Source organism: Gordonia sp. J1A (genome assembly GCF_055393515.1).
Genome location: NZ_AP041607.1, coordinates 1,924,757 through 1,940,308, shown reverse-complemented (window position 1 = coordinate 1,940,308; position 15,552 = coordinate 1,924,757). Strand labels below are relative to the sequence as shown.

The 15,552-nt window shown below is 67.8% G+C and carries 12 protein-coding genes; 7 read left to right on the top strand and 5 right to left on the bottom strand.

Annotation, left to right across the window (positions count from 1 at the left end; translation table 11 throughout):
- Window positions 1–5 precede the first annotated feature (5 nt).
- Complete coding sequence (locus ACZ5QD_RS09070) at window positions 6–1,421, bottom strand: type VII secretion protein EccE (protein ID WP_157225314.1); 1,416 nt, start codon at window positions 1,419–1,421, stop codon at window positions 6–8.
- A gap of 114 nt (window positions 1,422–1,535) precedes the next feature.
- Between ACZ5QD_RS09070 and eccB the strand changes: the two genes are divergently transcribed.
- Window positions 1,536–2,930: a type VII secretion protein EccB gene (eccB, locus tag ACZ5QD_RS09065; RefSeq protein WP_464367233.1), complete on the top strand. Its 1,395-nt coding sequence runs from the start codon at window positions 1,536–1,538 to the stop codon at window positions 2,928–2,930.
- On the opposite strand, the gene ACZ5QD_RS09060 is transcribed toward eccB, so the two are convergent.
- On the bottom strand, window positions 2,917–3,540 hold the full coding sequence (locus tag ACZ5QD_RS09060; protein WP_051999628.1) for a TetR/AcrR family transcriptional regulator: 624 nt from the start codon (window positions 3,538–3,540) through the stop codon (window positions 2,917–2,919). The genes eccB and ACZ5QD_RS09060 overlap by 14 nt on opposite strands.
- A 175-nt stretch (window positions 3,541–3,715) precedes the next feature.
- Between ACZ5QD_RS09060 and ACZ5QD_RS09055 the strand changes: the two genes are divergently transcribed.
- From ACZ5QD_RS09055 to nrdF, 5 genes are all read left to right on the top strand, one after another.
- A complete protein-coding gene (locus ACZ5QD_RS09055) occupies window positions 3,716–4,273 on the top strand; it encodes an NAD(P)H-dependent oxidoreductase (protein WP_278124454.1) in 558 nt (185 codons plus the stop codon).
- A 448-nt stretch (window positions 4,274–4,721) separates the two neighbouring features.
- Complete coding sequence (gene nrdH / locus ACZ5QD_RS09050) at window positions 4,722–4,955, top strand: glutaredoxin-like protein NrdH (protein WP_006895868.1); 234 nt, start codon at window positions 4,722–4,724, stop codon at window positions 4,953–4,955.
- Between the two features lie 14 nt (window positions 4,956–4,969).
- Complete coding sequence (nrdI, locus tag ACZ5QD_RS09045; RefSeq protein WP_045537024.1) at window positions 4,970–5,449, top strand: class Ib ribonucleoside-diphosphate reductase assembly flavoprotein NrdI; 480 nt, start codon at window positions 4,970–4,972, stop codon at window positions 5,447–5,449.
- Window positions 5,450–5,524: 75 nt separating this feature from the next.
- Complete coding sequence (gene nrdE, locus ACZ5QD_RS09040; RefSeq protein ID WP_006895870.1) at window positions 5,525–7,759, top strand: class 1b ribonucleoside-diphosphate reductase subunit alpha; 2,235 nt, start codon at window positions 5,525–5,527, stop codon at window positions 7,757–7,759.
- A 54-nt stretch (window positions 7,760–7,813) separates the two neighbouring features.
- Window positions 7,814–8,809, top strand: a complete 996-nt coding sequence (gene nrdF / locus ACZ5QD_RS09035; protein ID WP_039867217.1) for a class 1b ribonucleoside-diphosphate reductase subunit beta — start codon at window positions 7,814–7,816, stop codon at window positions 8,807–8,809.
- Window positions 8,810–8,834: 25 nt separating this feature from the next.
- Here nrdF and ACZ5QD_RS09030 read toward each other — a convergent pair whose 3' ends face one another.
- From ACZ5QD_RS09030 to ACZ5QD_RS09020, 3 genes are all read right to left on the bottom strand, one after another.
- Window positions 8,835–9,587 carry an SWIM zinc finger family protein gene (locus tag ACZ5QD_RS09030; protein ID WP_082083883.1) on the bottom strand — a complete coding sequence of 251 codons (753 nt, stop codon included), beginning with the start codon at window positions 9,585–9,587 and terminating at the stop codon, window positions 8,835–8,837.
- Between the two features lie 13 nt (window positions 9,588–9,600).
- On the bottom strand, window positions 9,601–12,492 hold the full coding sequence (locus ACZ5QD_RS09025; protein ID WP_278124449.1) for a DEAD/DEAH box helicase: 2,892 nt from the start codon (window positions 12,490–12,492) through the stop codon (window positions 9,601–9,603).
- Between the two features lie 70 nt (window positions 12,493–12,562).
- Window positions 12,563–13,579, bottom strand: a complete 1,017-nt coding sequence (locus ACZ5QD_RS09020) for an ABC transporter substrate-binding protein (RefSeq protein ID WP_278127447.1) — start codon at window positions 13,577–13,579, stop codon at window positions 12,563–12,565.
- A gap of 228 nt (window positions 13,580–13,807) precedes the next feature.
- On the opposite strand from ACZ5QD_RS09020, the gene ctaD reads away from it, so the two are divergent.
- Window positions 13,808–15,514 (top strand): aa3-type cytochrome oxidase subunit I, encoded by a 1,707-nt coding sequence (gene ctaD / locus ACZ5QD_RS09015; protein WP_045537067.1) that lies wholly within the window; start codon window positions 13,808–13,810, stop codon window positions 15,512–15,514.
- Window positions 15,515–15,552: the final 38 nt, after the last annotated feature.

Below are 15,552 nucleotides of genomic sequence, written 5' to 3'. Positions count from 1 at the left end.
CGGAGTCAGTCGAGTTCGGTGAGGCTTCGTTCGGCGGCGGTGGAGACCGGGCGCACCGGGACGGTGCAGCCGAGTCCGGATGCGAGGAGGAGTCCGCTGCCGGGATCGTGACGCAGGGTGGGCTCGCGTCCGCCGCGACCGTCGTCCATGCAGTCGTGCCTGCGCAGCAGGGTCGCGCCGGGCGGAACCTCGTGCCCGCCGGCGCGGGTGTCGTCGAACAGCACGTGCGGAGCGGTGGGTCCGCGATCGTTGACGGTGATCCACCGCTCGCCGACTGCATCCGCCAATCGCCGCCAGCGCTGGGGAGTGTCGGACACGACGGCCACCGACATCCCGATCGCAGCCAGTCGCGCCGCCACTTGTCGTGCGAGCCGGTGGTCGCCGCAGATCGTGCTCGCGGCGACGCCGGGACCGGCCAGGCGAAGCGCCACGGGCGCGCCGGATGCCGCGGCGCCGACGAGCTGACCGTCACCGGCGCAGGGAACGGCCACCGAGCGGCAGATCTGTTCGGTGGCGGCCGGCGGCACCGACGCGGCCCCGCTGCCACGAGAACCGCTGCCACGAGAACGGTCGTCTCGACGATCCTCCGGTGGCGCAGCGATCGGCAGACCCGCGGCGAGCGCGCCGCGGTCGGAGGCGTCGACCGGGACCAGATCGTGACAGCCGTCGCGATCGGAGGCGTGTGCGCCGTTGTCGCGCACCGTCGCGGTCAGCCGCGGACCGGACCGGTCGGCCGTGAGGCTCAGCGTGACGGTCGTCGACACCGCCTCGCTCGAACCCGGAGCGGCCAGCAGCGCGGACAGCGATTCCGGAGAGGTCCCGGCCCATCGGTGGGCGGCGAACCGGAATCCGTCGACGTGTGCGCCGAGCACATCGGACGTCGCGCGCTCGACGGGAGCCCCCTCGGTGAGCCGCATCGTCAGGTCGGTGATCTCGGCAGCCGTCAGCGGACGGGTGGGGATGCCGGAGTCGGCGAGGCGAGCGCGCAGTCGGCGCAGGCACCACAGCGCCGTACGCAGCATCCCGGCGGGCCCGTCACCGCGCATCAGGACCGCCTGCGGACAGTCAGCGGGCCGGATTCGGACCACCAGGTGCACGCTGCGGTGGGTGGGAATCCGCAGTCCGCCGAGCAGCGTCCGATACGCGCCGGCCGCGATGCCGTCGTCCCAGCTGCGCATGGTGTGACTGACGACGTCGATCGCCCAGGGCGCGGCGTCGTGGGCCGACATCGCCGAGAGCACTGCGGGCAACAGACGCGGCGGTGTGGCCCGGGGTGTTCCGACCACCACCGGCGCCGGTTCGTCGGGGGCGATCGCAAGCACCCCGATCAGACTGTCGCCGCAGCGCCGCAGTCCGATGAAACCGTCGTCGGCGGGCACGTCGAACGGTGCCCGGACCTCCCATGGCGCGGTGCGACGCACCAGCATCCTCGCTTGCACTGAGTGCTCCCCCCGAACACGGACTTCGCGAAATCGCCGTGGGACGAGGCTAACCCGCGTCTAACCTCCTTGCGGGGGAATCGATCGGGGGGATTGATGTCACGTCACATCACGACGCGTGCGCAGATCAGCGGGTACCGCTTCGGGGTGGCTCGGGCCGAACACGCGCTCGTGCGCCGCGACGTACGGATGACGCACGATCCGATGCGCGCGCAGTCGCGGGCGCTCGTCGCCGGGACGGTGCTGGCGGTCCTGGTGCTCGCCGGCGCGGCGATCTACGGATTCGTCCGACCGCAACCCGACGTGCGCGATGCCCAGATCGTGGCCGTCGACGGCGGTGGGATGTACGTGCTGATCGACGGCGTGATGCATCCGGTGCCGAACGTCGCGTCGGCCCGTCTGATCCTCGGCAGGCCGCTGCCGGTGCGGCGGGTGAGCGAGCGGTCGTTGAGTCGCTTCCCGCGCGGTGCGGCCGTCGTCATTCCGGACGCACCGGGTGCGCTCGATCGACCGGCGGTGGCCGGACGGTCGACGTGGACCGTCTGCGAGGACGCCGAGGGCAGCGCAGTCGTGGTCGGCGACCTCGCGTCCGCCGCCGAGACGATCGACGCCGATCTCGTGCAGCACGCGGGAGTCGAATGGCTGCTGTACCGGGACCCGACCGGCAGCGGGACCTCCGTTCCGGTCCGGGCCCGCGTCGACCGGTCGCGGGTGGAGTTGGTCCGTGCGCTGGGACTGGAGGGGCGCGAGCCCAGGACGGTGGGGGCGGGACTGTTGAACACCTTCACCGCGCGGCCCGATCTGCGCGTGCCGGAGATCCCGGGTCGCGGGTCACCGGGCGTTCTCGGTCTGCCGGTCGGTTCGGTGGTCGCGACCGCCGGCGTCGACGGAACCCTGCGCTATCAGCTGGTTCTCGCCGACGGAGTGCAGCCGCTTTCCGAGCCTGCGGCCGAGATGATGCGACTGACCGACCCGTCGGCCGCGGACGGAGTACGGCGAGTGGCGCCGGCCGCGGTGGCGGCGCTCACGGTCCGCGAAGTGGTGCCCGTCGCGCATTTTCCGCACGCGGTGCCTCGGTTCGGCGACCCTCCGTCGGTGCTGTGCCATCGCTGGAGCCGCGACACCGAGGGGGCCGCGACGGCGGCGCTTCTCGGAGCGCGCCGACTGCCGGTGCCCGACGGCGCCAGACCGGTGGTTCTGGCTTCGTCGGACGGTCAGGGACCGGCGCTCGACCGGGTCTATCTGCGGCCGGGGACGGGTGAGCACGTGGTGTTGACCGGCGTGGACCCGCGGTCGCCGCGCGCGTCGACGCCGTTTTATGTGAGCGATGCGGGCGTGCGCTATCGGTTGGCGGGCGCGGGGATCGGCGAGATCCTCGGGTTGCCGGAACCGGTGCGGGCGCCGTGGCCGATGATCGCGCTGCTGCCGTCGGGGCCGGAGCTGAGCCGGGAGGCCGCGGCGGTCACCTCCGACGGCGTCAGCTCCCGTTGACGAAGCGGCGCACCATCGCCTCCCAGTCGTCGGCGATCTCCTCGCACGTCATGCCGACGACGTCGAGAAGATGGCGCACGGTCAAGGCCATGAGCGGTGCCTGGACGGCGTGGGCGGTGACCTCCAGCCTGCCGTCGATGCCTAGTTCGGCCAGGAGCATCCGCACGTGGAGCGTCGACATCGCCCAGACCGGATGCGATAGATGGTCGGGCTGGTCGGCACCCGCCTCCAGCAGGATGTCGAGGTGGTCGACGGTCATCTTGAGTCGCGCGCGGCCGTAGGCGATCAGCCGGTCGAGCGGGGGAGCGCCGGGCCCGAGAGGTTCCGGTCCGGAGAGAAAGGCCTGCTGGAGGTCTGACTCCGAGTGGTCGAGGAGGGCGAGCATCAGTCCCGTCCGGTTGCCGAAACGGCGGAATACCGTGCCCTTGCCGACGCCGGCGGCACGGGCCACCGCTTCCATCGTCACCGCGGACGCGCCCTGACTGTCGATCAGCGATTTGGCGGCCGCCAGCAGCAGCCGACGATTCCGTGCGGCGTCGGCCCGCTCCGGCGACGCAGCGGGCGCGTTCGCCACGTGCAGTTCAAGGGGGCCGGGGCCGTCGGGGAGCATGAGTCGACTGTAAAGCATGTCGGCGTTGTCGCGATTGCGGACACCGGAGGCCGATCCGCGCGCGACCAGCACTTCCATGCTGTGTCCGTCATCACGGCCGGCATCGGGAATCACGGCGGACCGTGGTCCGTTTCACTGGAGGTATCCGTACGTACGTCAGGAAGAGTGTCGCTCCATGTCTGAAGGCAACATCACCATCGCAGTTCTCGTCGGCAGCCTCCGCTCCGGCTCGCACAACCGTGCGCTCGCCGAACTGGCCGCGGCCAATGCTCCCGAGGGGATCTCGTTGAAGATCGTCGAAGGTCTGGGCGAGGTGCCGTTCTACAACGAGGACATCGACACCCCGGATGCGATCCCGGCCGCCGCGGCCTCGCTGCGCGATCAGGTGGCGTCGGCCGACGCCTTCCTCTTCGTCACCCCCGAGTACAACGGCACGATGTCGGCCGTCCTGAAGAACGCCATCGACTGGCTGTCGCGTCCCTACGGCGCCGGCGCGCTCGCCGGGCGTCCGGCCGGCGTCATCGGCGCCGCACTCGGCCGGTACGCGGGCACCTGGTCCCGTCAGGACACGCGCAAGTCGATCGGCGTCGCGGGAGCGAATGTGGTCGAGGCCGTCGAGATCGGTATCGGCACCGGCGCGCTGGGCGACGAGGGCGTGGCGACCGCTGAGACCGCCGAGCAGTTGGCCGAGGTGGTCCGGGTACTGGCCGACGCGGTCGCCGTCGCCGCCTGATCGACGCTCCTCCGGCGGGGCCGGCCGCGGATGTCCGCGGCCGGCCCCGCCGTCTGTGTCGAGCCGTCTGCGGCCGGGCTGCCGGCGATGTCGGACCCCGGTGGTGAACTGTGTGTGCAAGGGGCCGCACGGTCCCGGCCGAAGGCGCCGAATCGGCGTCCGCCGGCCCGTCTCGGGCACGCGGATTCGAGACACGCCGGACGCGCCGAGACACGCCGGTCCGCCTGTGGACAACTGTCACGCGACCTGGGAGTTTCAAGAATGTTATTCACAAGTTCTTGTGGTCTAGGAAAACATCAGACACTAGGTGTAGTGTTTGGGGTGTCCGGGGGGCGGACGGCAATCGACCGAATTACGGCGGTGTCGTTCACTGCGAAAGCAGGAGATCCGGTCAGAGAAGTCAAGCAAGTCGCTCGCAGCAGATCATTCATCTCAAGGGAGTTCATCGATGGCCATCACCGTCTACACCAAGCCCGCCTGCGTCCAGTGCAACGCGACCTACAAGGCTCTCGACAAGATGGGCCTGGAGTACGACGTCGTGGACATCAGCCAGGACGACGAGGCTCGCGATTACGTGATGGCGCTCGGCTACCTTCAGGCGCCGGTCGTCGTGGTCGGCGACGAGCACTGGTCGGGTTTCCGTCCCGACCGCATCAAGTCGCTCGCCACCAACGCGGCCTGACGGAGGCGAGCCACATGGCCGCCGACACTGAAACCCGAAATCCGCTCATCGTCTACTTCTCGTCGGTGTCGGAGTACACCCACCGCTTCGTTCAGAAGCTGGGGCTCCGCGCGGTCCGGATCCCCCTCATCGACCGCACGTCGTCGTTCCGGGTGGACGAGCCCTACATCTTGATCACGCCCACATACGGGGGCGGGAAGATCAGCGATGCGGGCAGCGTCACCGCTCATGCGGGCGGAGGCTACGTGCCCAAGCAGGTCATCAAGTTCCTGAACATCGAACAGAATCGGTCATTGATCCGCGGCGTCATCGCCGGGGGCAACACCAACTTCGGCGAGGAGTTCGCCCTGGCGGGCGACATCGTCTCGCACAAGTGCCAGGTGCCGTTCCTCTATCGCTTCGAGTTGATGGGAACCACCGACGACGTCGAACGGGTGCGCGCGGGCCTGGCTCAGTTCGCCGCGAGTTCCGCGTTCACCGGCCGGGCCGCCTGACTGCCCGCGCTCACCAGTTTCCGGACCACCAGTTTCCGTCAAGTACGCAAACTTCAGTTTCACCAGGGAGAAGCAGTGTCGCCCACCGCAGTTTCTGTCAGCGAATCCACCGTCTCGGCGAGCAAGTCGGGGGTGCACACGGGTCCGGCCGGCCACGAGCCGGGCGACCTCGACTACCACGCGCTCAACGCGATGCTCAACCTGTACGACGCGGACGGTCGGATCCAGTTCGACAAGGATCGTGAGGCCGCCCGCCAGTACTTCTTGCAGCACGTCAACCAGAACACGGTGTTCTTCCACGATCTCGACGAGAAGCTCGACTATCTCCTCAAGGAGAACTACTACGAGCCCGAGGTCCTCGCGAAGTACGACCGCGAGTTCGTGAAGTTGCTGTTCGGGCACGCCTTCGCCAAGAAGTTCCGGTTCCCGACCTTCCTGGGCGCGTTCAAGTACTACACCAGCTACACGCTCAAGACGTTCGACGGAAAGCGCTACCTGGAGCGTTTCGAGGACCGCGTCTGCATGGTGGCGCTGACGCTGGCCGACGGCGACACCGCGCTCGCGCGCAATCTGGTCGACGAGATCATGGACGGCCGGTTCCAGCCGGCCACGCCGACCTTCCTGAACTCGGGCAAGAAGCAGCGCGGCGAGCCGGTCTCGTGCTTCCTGCTGCGCATCGAGGACAACATGGAGTCGATCGGCCGATCGATCAACTCCGCGCTGCAGTTGAGCAAGCGCGGCGGGGGCGTGGCGCTGCTCCTCAGCAACGTCCGCGAGCACGGCGCGCCGATCAAGCGCATCGAGAACCAGAGTTCCGGTGTCATCCCGATCATGAAGCTGCTGGAGGACTCGTTCAGCTATGCCAACCAGCTCGGCGCGCGTCAGGGCGCCGGTGCCGTGTACCTGCACGCGCACCACCCCGACATCTACCGCTTCTTGGACACCAAGCGTGAGAACGCCGATGAGAAGATCCGGATCAAGACGCTGTCGCTGGGCGTGGTGATCCCGGACATCACCTTCGAGCTCGCCAAGAACAACGACGACATGTACCTGTTCAGCCCGTACGACGTGGAGCGCGTCTACGGCAAGCCGTTCGCGGACGTGAACGTCACCGACGAGTACCACGCCATGGTCGAGGACCGGCGGATCCGCAAGTCGAAGATCAGGGCGCGGGAGTTCTTCCAGACGCTCGCTGAGCTGCAGTTCGAGTCCGGCTACCCGTACATCATGTTCGAGGACACGGTGAACAGGTCGAACCCGATCGAGGGCAAGGTGACGCACTCCAACCTCTGCTCGGAGATCCTGCAGGTCTCGACCCCGTCGGAGTTCAACGAGGACCTCACGTACTCGCATGTCGGCAAGGACATCTCGTGCAACCTCGGATCGATGAACATCGCCAAGACGATGGACTCGCCGGACTTCGGCCAGAGCATCGAGACCGCGATCCGCGGACTCACCGCCGTCGCCGATCAGACGTCGATCGAGTCGGTGCCGTCGATCAAGCGGGCGAACGACGAGGGTCACGCCATCGGCCTCGGCCAGATGAACCTGCACGGTTACCTGGCTCGTGAGCGGATCTTCTACGGCAGCGAAGAGGGCATCGACTTCACGAACATGTACTTCTACACGGTCCTGTTCCACGCCATCCGCGCGTCGAACAAGATCGCCAAGGAGCGCGGGACGGCGTTCGCCGGCTTCGAGAAGAGCACGTATGCGACCGGTGAGTTCTTCGACAAATACATCGACCAGGTGTGGGAACCGAAGACTCAGAAGGTGCGCGACCTGTTCGCACGCGCGGGCCGTGACGGCGAGAGCGCGCAGCTGTTCGAGTCGGGCATCCACATTCCGACCCAGGACGACTGGCGTGAGCTCAAGGCGTCGGTGCAGCAGTACGGCATCTACAACCAGAATCTGCAGGCGGTGCCGCCGACCGGTTCGATCAGCTACATCAATCATTCGACCAGCTCGATTCACCCGGTCGCGTCGAAGATCGAGATCCGCAAGGAAGGCAAGATCGGCCGCGTCTACTACCCGGCTCCGTACCTGACGAACGACAATCTGGAGTACTACCAGGACGCGTACGAGATCGGTTACGAGAAGATCATCGACACGTATGCGGCCGCGACCCAGCACGTCGATCAGGGTTTGAGCCTGACGCTGTTCTTCAAGGACACCGCGACCACGCGGGACGTCAACAAGGCGCAGATCTACGCGTGGCGCAAGGGCATCAAGACGCTGTACTACATCAGGCTCCGTCAGATGGCGCTCGAGGGGACCGAAGTGGATGGCTGCGTCAGCTGCATGTTGTGAGCTGTTGTCGCACAACGAGATCCAGTCGCCGACTACACCGAATGAGGAATGACGATGACATCGACTAGTCCTGCCGAGGGCGCACCGGTCAAGCTGGTGAACCGGGTCTCGGCCATCAACTGGAACCGAGTCCAGGACGACAAGGACGCCGAGGTCTGGGACCGACTGACCGGCAACTTCTGGCTGCCGGAGAAGGTGCCGGTGTCCAACGACATCCAGTCGTGGGGAACGCTGACCGACTACGAGAAGACGCTCACCATGCGCGTCTTCACCGGGCTCACCCTGCTCGACACCATCCAGGGAACCGTCGGCGCCATCGCGCTCATCCCCGATGCGCTGACCCCGCATGAGGAAGCGGTGATGACCAACATCGCCTTCATGGAGTCGGTGCACGCCAAGAGCTACAGCGCGATCTTCTCGACGCTGTGCTCCACCAAGGAGATCGACGAGGCCTTCCGCTGGTCGGAGGAGAACGAGTATCTCCAGCGCAAGGCGCAGATCGTCATGGATTACTACCGTGGCGACGATCCCCTCAAGCGAAAGGTGGCCTCGACTCTGCTCGAGTCGTTCCTGTTCTACTCCGGCTTCTACCTGCCGATGTACTGGTCTTCGCGCGCCAAGCTCACGAACACCGCCGACATGATCCGGCTGATCATCCGCGACGAGGCCGTCCATGGCTACTACATCGGCTACAAGTACCAGCGCTCGCTGGAAGTGGAGACGCCGGAGCGTCGTCAGGAGCTCAAGGACTACACCTTCGAGCTGCTGTTCGAGCTCTACGACAACGAGACCGACTACACCGAGGCGCTCTACGACGAGGTCGGGCTGAGTGAGGACGTCAAGAAGTTCCTTCGGTACAACGCCAACAAGGCCCTCATGAATCTCGGCTACGAGGCGATGTTCCCGAAGGACGAGACGGACGTGAACCCGGCGATTCTGTCGGCGCTGTCGCCGAACGCCGACGAGAACCACGACTTCTTCTCGGGATCGGGCAGCTCGTACGTGATCGGCAAGGCTGTCAACACCGAAGACGAGGACTGGGACTTCTGACCTCTTGCGGCCGGTCCGGCGCCCGTCAGCGCCGGCCGGTCAGCACGTCGTAGTACGTCGTGAGGTCGTCGAGGGCCTCGCCGACCTCGGTCAGCGGCACCCCGGTGGCGCGCAGCGCCTGCCGCAGGGCCGTCGGGTCGAGGTCGGAGAGCGGGTCGACGGCGGGAAACGACGGGGGAGCGGGCGGCAGACGGTGGTCCCCGTAGGGGTCGTCGGCGACGAGCGGATCGTCGTCGCCCACCGCCGCGTGTCGGTCGCCGTCCTGCACCACCGCCAGCAGTTCGGGCAGGTCGGTGCCCATCACTGTCAGCAGCGTGGTGGGACGCCGGTCGATCTCCGCCGCCACCTCGAACGACACCGCCAGGACATGGGTGCATCGGGGAGCGTCGTCGGGGCAACTGCAGTCGGACGTCACGTCGGCCGGCTCGGTGGGTGCGATCAATTCGCCGAGTCCGGTCGGCTGCTCACCGCGGGCGAGGTCGAGCAGGTCGTCGGTGCTGCCCGTTCGGCGCAGCAGTTCCACGACGGTCTCCGGGTCGACGGTGCGCATCTCGAGCCGGACGTCGAAGGGGTCGAGCTGGCTGCCGCGCACCGAAGCCGTCACCACACCGTGCCCGATCCGAAGACCTTCGACGTGCCGCTCTCGGAAGTATCGACGGGCGCCGGTGATGCGGCGGTGATCGGCACCCGACTCCACCACGCCGACGAAGGCGCGCGACCAGCCGGTGATGCCGTAGCCGCGGACTGCGGCCTTCGTCCGCCGTCTGCCGGGACTCATGGACGCTCCGATCTCATTCGGCGACAGCCTCCTCGCGCAGAGCCAGCAGATCCATCAGGGTGTCGTCGTCGAGCTCGGTGAGCCACGACTCGCCGGTGCTGACCGTCAGGCGCGACAGTTCCCGCTTCGCCGCGACCATCTCGTCGATCCGTTCCTCCAGCGTTCCGACGCACACGAACTTCCGGACCTGCACATTGCGCGTCTGCCCGATCCGGTAAGCACGGTCGGTGGCTTGATCCTCCACCGCCGGATTCCACCATCGATCGGCGTGGATGACATGATTCGCCGCCACCATGTTCAGGCCCGTTCCGCCGGCCTTCAGTGTGGCGAGAAGCACCGGCGGACCGTCCTCGGCGGCGAACCGCTCGACGATCTCGTCACGCCCGCTGCGGGTGACACCGCCGTGCAGGACCGGCACGGCGGCGCCGAGGACCGGTTCGAGCCAGGTCGAGAGCAAGTCGGCGAACGCAGCGAACTGGGTGAAGACCAGCGCGCGGTCGCCCTCGGCGATCAGCGTGGTCAGGACGTCGACGAGGAGTTCGACCTTGCCGGATCGATGGCGGCCCCGCCGCAGCATGGCCGAGCCGTCGTCGAGGTAGTGCGCCGGGTGATTGCAGATCTGCTTGAGCCGGGTCAGGGCAGCGAGGACCGTCCGACGGCGCGGGCCGCCCTGCTGGGTATCGGCGAGTGCCTCATGCAATTCGTTCAGAACGGCTTGATACAGGCCTGCCTGCTCACTGGACAGGTTGGTGCGGACCATCAGTTCGGTCTTCTCCGGGAGATCGGGAGCGATGGTCGGATCGGTCTTCTCCCTGCGCAGAATGAACGGCTTGGTCACGGCCGACAGCCGGGCGACGGCTCGCGCGTCCCGGTCGCGCTCGATGGGTTCGGCGAACCGGGCCCGGAACTTCGAGGCGGTGCCGAGCATGCCGGGATTCACCAGATCGATCACGGCCCGCAGGTCCTCCAGCCGATTCTCGACCGGGGTCCCGGTCAACGCGACCCGCTGGGCGGCCGAGACGGCGCGCAGCGCTTTCGCTGCCGCGGTGTGGACGTTCTTGACGTGCTGAGCCTCGTCGACGACGAGTTCCTTCCATGTCAACGCCGCCAGTGCATCACGGTCGCGCGCGAGAGTCGCGAACGTGGTGAGCACCACGTCGGCACGGTTCTCGGCGATCCGCTCCGTCGATCGGCCGGTGCCGTGATGGACCACCACCCGCAGATGCGGCGCGAACGACGACAACTCCCGTTGCCAATTGCCGATGACCGACATCGGGCACACCACCAGAGCCGGATCCGATTCCGGGTCGCGCTCGCGGCCGGCGGTGAGCAGCGCGATCACCTGCACGGTCTTGCCCAGACCCATGTCGTCGGCGAGGACGCCGCCTGCCCCGATGGCGCCCAACGCGGTCAGCCACTCCAGTCCGCGCTGCTGGTAGGGACGAAGCTCGGCGCGTAGACGCGACGGCGGGGGCATCGACGGCGGCACGATGGTCCCGCCCGCGGCGATGTCGTCGAGCCAGCCGAGGCCGGAGACCGTCGTGACCGGAACCGGAAGGGTGTCGTCGCGCTCGGTCACCAGAGCCAGGAGATCGGCCATCGTGGGCGCCTGGTCGCCGGGCGCCAGCGCACGTTGGGCCGCGACGAAGGCCGCGGCGCGGCCCAGTGCGGCGCCTTCGGCGCGGAGCCACGTGCCGCGGAGCCGGACGAGATCGCCGCTCTGCTGAGCGAGTTCCTCGATGTCGGACGATGACAGCTCTCGGGAGCCCGGGGCGTCGCCGAGAGCGAGCCGCCACTCGAAATCCGAGATCTCGTCGAGGCCGACGAATCCGGGCCGGGCTCCGCCGCCGGGCGTCTGTTGTGAACGGATCGACAGCGAGGGGGTGACGGCCGCGATCGACGACGGCAGAAGGACGTTCACGCCCGCCGCCTGGAGGTCCGCGGCACCGCGGGCGAGGAGTTCATCGACCACCGCGGTCGTGAGCAGATAGTCGAGGCTGTGCGGATCGGCTTCGGCGCGGCTCAGCTCGCCGAACGCGCCGACCGCTGTCGCGAGCTCGGTGGTGACGGCATCGAGTTCGTGCGCATCGAGGCGGTGCGGGACCACCGGGACGAGTTCACCGTTCGGACTGCGGAGGCAGACCTCGAGGCGCCAGCGCACCTGCTCCGGCGCCATCAGCGGCTCGTCGGGCTCGTCCGGAGGTACGTGAAGGCGCATCACCAGTGCGGGGCGTCCCGGACCGGCGGTGCCGACCCAGTCGTGCCAGGCCTGTGCGCTGCGCGGTCCGATCTCGCCACCGAGATCGGTGGGCGCTCGTTGCGCCAGACCGGCGATGAGCGGTATCGGCGACGTCACCTCCGCTGCCGCGAGGAGCCGGCGGCACTCGTGGTCGACGGCCTCGGCGACGAAGTCGGTGACAGCTCCCCGGGTGGCCAGCGCGGGCGGCGCCGAGTCCTGTGCGATCGACAGCCAGCTGTGCCACGCGGCCCCGGGTACCGGGACCCAGCGCACCTCGTACACCCCGCCGACCAGACAGGTGCTCGGCGCGACGGCGCCTGACGCGATATAGCGGCGTACGCAGGCGAGGAGGTGACGGTAGTACGCGATGTCGCCGCCGACGCGGAGATGGGCGCAGCGATCGAGGAACTCGACAGCCGACGCCATGCCGAGTCCGCATGCCGGAAGGAACCGGCGCGTGCCGTCGGGTTCGGCGATCTCCACCGTGTGCCGCAGCCGCTTGCGTGACACCAGATCGGTGAGCGCCGCGGGGACCTCGACCGCGTCGCCGAAGACGGTGCCCGGTTCGGTCGGCGCATCGGGCCACACGGCCATCCCGAGCCCGGGAACCCAGCGGATGCGCAGCGGTGCCCGGCTGTGCTGCTCGGCCACGGCGATCGCTGTCATGGCACCAGTTGTAGCTCAGCGGTACGACATCGGCGATGTCGGGAGCGCCGCGAGGCCCGGACCGGCGGAATCAGCCCGCGGAACTGCTGTTGAGGGAGACCTTCACGTCGTTGAGCACCAGCCACGCCGCTGCCAGTCCGGACGTGCCGTACCAGACGGTGTCGTCGACGGAGAGGACTCGGTTCCAGGTGGGCGCGCCCATGTCTAGCCAACGATCGCTGAGGAGGACGCGCTTGCCGCGCTCCAGACCCTCGGGCCCCTCGTAGCTCACATAGATGAGGTCGGCGTCGGCGTCGGTGAAGTCGGCGTCGGTGGCGGGCACCGCCTCGGGCGTGCGCTGGGCGGCGGGCCGGGCGACCCCGATCGTCGCCATGATCTGCGCACCGAAGGAACCGGTGCCCTCGATCATCTCCGCGTCGGGAGTGAAACGGACCAGCGAGACCTCGCTGTGGGGTGCGTCCATCACGCGTCCCACGCGGTGCGCCTCGGTGGTGAATTCGTCGAGACGAGCATTCGCCGCCCCGGTCCGGCTGACGCCCGCCGCGACCGCGCGGAAGGCCGCCTGCCAGTCGGAGGCGGGATCGACGGTGACGATTCGGGCCGTGCCGAGCGCGCCGGTACCGCGCAACGCGTCGAGGCGCTGCCGCGTCTCCGGCGAGGTCAGGACCACCTGGGGGGCGGCGGTGCGCACGGCCGAACTCGCCGGTGCGTCGCCGAGCGCCGGAACCGAGGCCAGTTGCGGGCCCAGATAGGCCGGGACCGACCCGGCCGGCGCGGTCACACCCGTGACTTGAGCGCCCATGCCGAGCGCGCACAGCGCGTCGAGGAGAGCGGGATCGGTGACGACGATCCTGGCCACGTCTGCGAGGCCCGGGTCGGGTGCGGTGGGAGCCAGACAGGTCTTGGCGTAGTCGCGGCCCGGATTCACGATGTTCACCTCGGCGATCCGGGTCACCGTCGTGGAGATGACCGAGCCGTCGGGCGTGCGCAGGACGTCGTCGTCGGCGGCACAGGCGCCGAGGCCGACGGTCAGCGCGACCGCCGTCGCCAGGGCACCGGCGCAGCGCCGCGGGGAGCGGGCAAGCATGGAGAACACCCGCCTACGCTAGCATCGGCGGCTCGCCGTGAAATGGGGCTACCTGCGGCGACGAACGCGGTCTATCTTGGTAATACGACAGATCGTAGGACCCGGTCGGAACGGTGCGCCGGTCTGGTTTACGATCAGTACGTAGCGCTAGCGCCAGAGTTGGCACGACAGCAGAGTTTTGGGCCGTCAGGCCCGGTGCCCGCAATCGGCGCCGAGGAGGAGGAATCTGTGACCGCGGTAGACCAACCGACGACCCGGGTGGAGGCGGAGCGGCCGTATCCGGCCCGCGTCCAGCCCAAGGGCTCGTTCTTCTACAAGCTCATCACGACGACCGACCACAAGCTGATCGGTCAGATGTACATCGCCACCTGCATCGGGTTCTTCCTGGTCGGCGGTCTCATGGCGTTGTTGATGCGTGCCGAGTTGGCGCATCCGGGGCTGCAGTTCCTGTCGAACGAGCAGTTCAACCAGCTGTTCACCATGCACGGCACGGTGATGCTTCTGATGTACGCGACCCCGATCGTGATCGGTTTCGCGAACTTCGTCCTGCCTCTGCAGATCGGCTCGCCGGACGTCGCCTTCCCCCGCCTGAACGCGCTCGGCTACTGGCTGTTCCTGTTCGGCAACCTGGTCGCGCTGGGCGGCTTCCTCACTCCGGGCGGCGCCGCCGACTTCGGCTGGACCGCTTACACCCCGCTGACTGACGCCGTTCACGCTCCGGGCGTCGGTGCCGACCTGTGGATCATGGGCCTGGGTGTCGCCGGTCTGGGCACCATCCTGGGTGCGGTCAACATGATCACCACCGTCGTGTGTCTGCGCGCACCCGGCATGACCATGTTCCGCATGCCGATCTTCACCTGGAACATCCTGGTGACGAGCGTTCTGATCCTGCTGATCTTCCCGCTGCTCACCGCGGCGCTGATGGGTCTGGAGGTGGACCGGCAGTTCGGTGCGCATCTGTACGACCCGGCCAACGGCGGCGTGATCCTGTGGCAGCACCTGTTCTGGTTCTTCGGTCACCCCGAGGTCTACATCATCGCCCTGCCGTTCTTCGGCATCGTGTCCGAGGTGTTCCCGGTGTTCTCCCGTAAGCCGCTGTTCGGCTACTCGGGCCTGGTGTACGCGACGCTGGCCATCGCGGCGCTGTCCGTCGCCGTCTGGGCGCACCACATGTACGTGACCGGATCGGTCCTGCTGCCGTTCTTCTCGTTCATGACGTTCCTGATCGCGGTTCCGACCGGTGTGAAGTTCTTCAACTGGATCGGCACCATGTGGAAGGGCCGAATCACCTTCGAGACACCGATGCTGTTCGCCATCGGCTTCATCGTCACCTTCCTCTTCGGTGGTCTGACCGGTGTTCTGCTCGCCAGCCCGCCGCTGGACTTCCACATCTCCGACACCTACTTCGTGGTGGCGCACTTCCACTACGTGCTCTTCGGCACGATCGTGTTCGCGACCTTCTCGGGAATCTACTTCTGGTTCCCGAAGATGACCGGTCGCATGCTCGACGAGACCCTGGGCAAGTGGCACTTCTGGCTGACCTTCATCGGCTTCCACGTCACCTTCCTGGTCCAGCACTGGCTGGGCAACGAGGGCATGCCGCGTCGTTACGCCGACTACCTGCCGTCGGACGGTTTCACCACGCTGAACATCGTCTCGACCGTCGGCGCGTTCATCCTCGGCCTGTCGACCCTGCCGTTCGTGTGGAACGTCTTCAAGAGCTACCGCTACGGCGAGGTCGTGACCGTCGACGACCCGTGGGGCTTCGGCAACAGCCTCGAGTGGGCCACCAGCTGCCCGCCGCCGCGGCACAACTTCACCGAGCTGCCGCGCATCCGTTCGGAGCGCCCGGCGTTCGAGCTGCACTACCCGCACATGGTCGAGCGCATGCGCGCCGAAGCCCATGTCGGCTGGGGCAGCAGCAACCAGCACTGACGTCGCGACAGCGACCAGATCAGGCCCGTCCGAGTTCG

What these genes read in the sequence shown, in the direction of transcription:
- eccB (WP_464367233.1), top strand. Translation starts at nt 1,536, where the DNA reads ATGTCACGTCACATCACGACGCGTGCGCAGATCAGCGGGTACCGCTTC.
- ACZ5QD_RS09060 (WP_051999628.1), bottom strand. Translation starts at nt 3,540, where the DNA reads ATGCTCCCCGACGGCCCCGGCCCCCTTGAACTGCACGTGGCGAACGCG.
- ACZ5QD_RS09055 (WP_278124454.1), top strand. Translation starts at nt 3,716, where the DNA reads ATGTCTGAAGGCAACATCACCATCGCAGTTCTCGTCGGCAGCCTCCGC.
- nrdH (WP_006895868.1), top strand. Translation starts at nt 4,722, where the DNA reads ATGGCCATCACCGTCTACACCAAGCCCGCCTGCGTCCAGTGCAACGCG.
- nrdI (WP_045537024.1), top strand. Translation starts at nt 4,970, where the DNA reads ATGGCCGCCGACACTGAAACCCGAAATCCGCTCATCGTCTACTTCTCG.
- nrdF (WP_039867217.1), top strand. Translation starts at nt 7,814, where the DNA reads ATGACATCGACTAGTCCTGCCGAGGGCGCACCGGTCAAGCTGGTGAAC.
- ACZ5QD_RS09030 (WP_082083883.1), bottom strand. Translation starts at nt 9,587, where the DNA reads ATGAGTCCCGGCAGACGGCGGACGAAGGCCGCAGTCCGCGGCTACGGC.
- ACZ5QD_RS09025 (WP_278124449.1), bottom strand. Translation starts at nt 12,492, where the DNA reads ATGACAGCGATCGCCGTGGCCGAGCAGCACAGCCGGGCACCGCTGCGC.
- ACZ5QD_RS09020 (WP_278127447.1), bottom strand. Translation starts at nt 13,579, where the DNA reads ATGCTTGCCCGCTCCCCGCGGCGCTGCGCCGGTGCCCTGGCGACGGCG.